General features: G+C 60.0%; 1 protein-coding gene. It reads left to right on the top strand.

Annotated elements, in window-relative coordinates:
- Positions 1-174 precede the first annotated feature (174 nt).
- Positions 175-2,541: a hypothetical protein gene (locus tag KHW85_RS08230; protein WP_291459542.1), complete on the top strand. Its 2,367-nt coding sequence runs from the start codon at positions 175-177 to the stop codon at positions 2,539-2,541.
- Positions 2,542-2,666 lie beyond the last annotated feature (125 nt).

The raw sequence follows: 2,666 nt of genomic DNA, 5'->3' as shown, positions 1-2,666 counted from the left end.
GATCGTTCATGTTTTGAATTGTGATCGTTGAAATTCCGGGGATTATGGAGTTTGGTGAAAGAGCTGCTCGGGGAATTACGTGCGGAATGTGGGGAGGGGGATGCAGGGTGCCTCGACGCGGATAGTTATCGTGTTAGTCTCTCGGTATCTATCGTGAGTTGCATGGGAGCAAACATGACCCGGGACCTGATCCGTCGTGGTGACAATGAGCGACTGGTGTTTACTGAAACCCCTCTTCCTCAGCTGACGGACGTTCGTGTTGAGGGGACGTACGAGGTCAGTCAGAGTGAGGGCGGCGAGCCGGCGGAGGCCGAAGCGTTCGAATATGATCCCAACACCTCGCCCGCGCAAGCCAGGGATTACATTTTTGCCGCAGCGAGCGGCGCTCTCATGGGAGCGCTCAGTGTCCTGTGGCAAAAGGACCTCAACCTGGCGGAGGCGCGCAAGTATGGCGAGGAGAAACTTAAGGAAGTCGTGATCGGCGCAGCTCAGCGCACGGGCCTCGACAAGGAAAACCCAAGCATTGAGGATGCGATCCGCTTCCTCGAAAAAACGTCCCCCTTCGTAGGGGACAAACTCACCGCCGCGTTCGGCGGCGGCCTCCAGCACCACCTCCGTGACTTCTCACATCACCCCTCGCCCGTGGGACTCGTGTGCTCCATCCTGATGCAATTCACTGGCAAAGGGTTTGGGACCGCGACGGATGGGAGCTTCGTGATCGCAGACCTGCCCGCTGAAACGTTGAAGGATGGAATGCTCTTCGGTAGGAATACTGAGGAGAAGTTCCTCTACGGCACCCTCAACTGGGTACTCCACCTCATCAGCGACATGGCGGGCTCGAGCTCGACCCCCGGCGCGGGCACGGGCATTCCTGGCCCGCTTCTCTCCTTCCTCAAGGAGGCCTCGGCCTTGCCTTTCTTCCGTGATCTGTCTATCGGTTATGAGGGCAAGATACGGACGCTGTCGCAGTGGATTTCCAAAGCGTTTAACGGCACTCTCCTGAAGGATCAGGACGGAAACCCCCTGCGCTTCGATCTGCGGACTGAGGTTGGCCTGGCGATTCAGGTCCTCACACAGGTTCCCGCCGTCCTTGCCAACGAGTGCATTGTCCGCGGCTTCTACACGATCACGCGTTTCATTGACGAACTCAGGCGCGCGGATGTGTCCAGCGTGAAGGATTTGGGGCGCATTAATCCCTCGAGATTCCTGCCCCTCAACAGTCGGGCGCTCACGCGTATGCTGACGGTCGCCTCGGGTGCCTTCGTGGTTATCAATACCTCCATCGTCGCTGTGCGTGTGGCGGTCGAGGGATCTGCGAGTAGCGCGGTGGGAGCAGTTCCTCTTCTCTTCATGCGCCTTAACTATGTCGGGATCGGTCGTTTCGCCTTCGCTGTGCGGGCCGATAGCGCCTACATCTACGAGGACGTGGAGAAGTGGTGGAAGCAGTATCAGGAGAGTAGCAAGGGCACAGAAATCGCCGTCTATGCGCCATTGGGGCAGGACGTTCAGCGGGTGCTTGATTCGCTGCTCATGGTCTGGGCTGAGGATGACTGCCGCCGTGAGAAGAAGGAGAATAAGCGCGCCCGCAAGGAAATCCAGATTGGTGCGTGGAAGCGCAGGCAAGAAATTGCCGCCGATGTGGGCCAGGGGAGCTACTTCCTGGAGCCCGCAGAGGCCTACCACGAGCTGCAGGTCATGTGTGCGGGTGAGGATGGGGAACTTGTCCGACTGGCCATTGCCCAGAACTTGCTGGGCTACCAGCCCTACGCTGCCGAACGCGGGCTCTCGTTGTCGCAGACGTGGCTCACCGATGTTTTCGTCGCTGAGCAGGATGTCATCGATGCGGCGTTGCTCAAACGCTTGAAGGGCGTGCAGCAGTCATATGACCGGTGGCTGTCGGGCACCTACACGAAGTGGGCGGTGGGCGGTGCGGTAGCCGTGGCCGCAACCGTTGCGACGGGTGGCGTGGCCGCTGCCGCGGCTCCTGTGATCGCATCTGCCCTGGCCGGCGAGGCGGTGGTCGGCTTGAGTGGTGCGGCGCTGACGAGTGCGAGCCTTGCCTGGGTGGGCGGTGGTTCCCTTGCTGCGGGAGGCCTCGGTATGGCTGGTGGTACCGCCATCATTACGGGCGGCGGGGCAGTTATCGGGCTGTCGACTGCGGCCAGCGGTGCGACGCTGGTGGGAGTCCTAAGCAAGCACTATGCCGAACAGGTGAAGCAAGGGTGTGCTGAGTGGCTCGCCCAGTGTTCGGTGCTTCTTGAGGAAAGCCCGGCGCAGGCGCTGAGAGTCATCGAGGAATCGAAGGCACGCCTGGAACGCGCAATCGACGCGAATAAGCGCGCGATTGAGGCCATGAAGGGAACGAAAGGTAAAGACCAGAAAAATCAAAGGCGAAGTCTGAAGGAGAGTGGCTCTCACCTCGGCTACACCGTCGACGAGCTGGGTAAACTCGAACAGAAAGCCCGTGAGGCTGCTGTTGAGCGCGGTGACCTCACGCCCAGCGCGAGCTCCGACATCGCCCGCGCCGGATTCTCGGATTGACGTCAGGTTGCCAATCGCCCGGCGCAGGCGTGGCCGGTTCTGTGCTGCGTTTTCCCGCCAATTCCGCACGTAATTCCCATGATGATCGTTCATGTTTTGAATTGTGATCGTTGAAATTCCGGGGA

Source organism: Actinomyces sp. oral taxon 181, assembly GCF_018370895.1.
Classification (GTDB): Bacteria; Actinomycetota; Actinomycetes; order Actinomycetales; family Actinomycetaceae; genus Pauljensenia.
This window is presented reverse-complemented; position numbering and strand designations above follow the sequence as displayed.